Origin of the sequence: Lyngbya sp. CCY1209 (assembly GCF_035615495.1) — a bacterium.
Classification (GTDB): domain Bacteria; phylum Cyanobacteriota; class Cyanobacteriia; order Cyanobacteriales; family Microcoleaceae; genus Limnospira.
Window position 1 is genome coordinate 1 of record NZ_JAJENU010000101.1, and the last position, 1600, is coordinate 1600.

The following is a 1600-nucleotide window of genomic DNA, read 5'->3' on the forward strand; positions in this document are numbered from 1 at the left end:
GTCGGCTGGCGCAATGTCGATCGCGATGAAAACAAGACCTTCCCGGGAATTCAAGCCCAGCAAATTAGCGTCGGCGGATGAAATAAAACACTTGTGCGTTAACAATCATAGATAAGAGCGGGGCGATCGCCATATTAACAGGCTCTTGAAAATTGACAAGTTCGGACATCTATTCGATTGGTATTTTGCCGTCAAATTGTCCGGAAAAATCGTCGCCAGTCATGGGCGATCGCTTTCTCCAATTGCCCTGTCCCATCAAGTTCGGATCGTCAGTTTTATCAAAACGATTTGAGCGGACATGAGATCAACTCGGAAAGGCTTTATCGATATCGCAACAGATTCTAAACCCATAGTTGCTGCGTCCGGTGGGAATGTTGCGGAGGCGCATCGCCGAACGGCAGTCTTCCGGGTGAACGTCCCAGGAACCGCCCCGGAGCACTCGGAACCGATTGTCATTTATCAAATCATTCAAATAAACCAAATAATCCTGATAGCGATCGCCCGACATTTCCTCATCCCAAACCCGCCCATTTGTCGGCGCATCCTGGTAATCATTATTCCACGGATCGGCGCACCACTCCCAAGCGTTGCCGTGGGTGTCGTACAAACCGAAGGCGTTGGGGGGAAAACTGCCGACGGGTGTGGTGCCTTCCCGGACGATACCTTTCGGGGCTTCGCCGTAGGTAAAATCGCCGTAAAAGTTGACGATATCCGTGGTAATCGTCTCCCCGTAATAAAACGGCGTGGCGGTTTCGGCGCGGCAGGCGTATTCCCACTCCGCCTCGCTGGGAAGTCGGTAGGTTCGGTTGGTTAATCTGGAGAGTCGGGCGCAAAATTCGATCGCCTCAAACCACGTCACCCACTCGGCGGGGCGGTTTTCTCCGTCGTATTGAGAGCGATCAGGTTCCAGGTCGATCGCGAGTTGTGGCAGGTTTGCGATCGCCCGCCATTGTCTCTGGGTGATAGCGTATCGACTCATAAAAAACGGCGCCACAGTTACTTCGTGCTGGGGCCCTTCGGTCATGCCCCGTCCCACTTCCGTTTCCGGGGAACCCATCAGAAACGTTCCCCCCGGAATCAATATCATTTCGACGGCGATATTTTCTCCCAACGATTCGGTAAAAAATTGCCCCTGCAATTCCCGGCGCCAGTTGATATTCCCCCGGGAATCGACCCGCAGGGTTTCAAAACTGACGCGCTGTAAAGGAAGATTTTCAGGAACTTCGGGCGGTTCAAATTGATCAACATCGGGCTGTTTTGCAGGCGTTCCGCCGGAGTTTTGATTTTCGGAACGGTGGCGATCGGACAAACATCCCGCCACGAAAAATCCGGTCGCGGTTTGGCTGGCCAACCGGATAAACTGACGGCGGGTTGAGGCTTGCAATTGTCTTCGATCGTTGTCCATAGATCCCCACGTGAGACACCGGCTCGGAGAAGATACCGTCCATTTTACCGCAAGCTCTCCAGAAACCGGGTTTCTACCAATATCTTAGGGGAGAACCCAAGCGGCTTCTAGAAACCCAGTTTCTTCCTCTCCCAACTCGGCTGGTTCTAGAAACCGGGTTTCTTCCAATATCTTAGGGGAGAACCCAAGCGGCTT

General features: G+C 52.9%; 2 protein-coding genes. One reads left to right on the top strand and one right to left on the bottom strand.

Going from position 1 to position 1600, the window contains the following annotated elements; genetic code table 11:
* Window positions 1-145: 145 nt before the first annotated feature.
* Entirely contained in the window at window positions 146-292 is a 147-nt protein-coding gene (locus LKE08_RS00620; RefSeq protein ID WP_324702256.1) for a hypothetical protein, read from the top strand.
* 12 nt (window positions 293-304) lie between these two features.
* Here LKE08_RS00620 and LKE08_RS00625 read toward each other — a convergent pair whose 3' ends face one another.
* Window positions 305-1405, bottom strand: coding sequence for a formylglycine-generating enzyme family protein (locus tag LKE08_RS00625; RefSeq protein ID WP_324702257.1), 1101 nt, complete (start codon window positions 1403-1405; stop codon window positions 305-307).
* Window positions 1406-1600 lie beyond the last annotated feature (195 nt).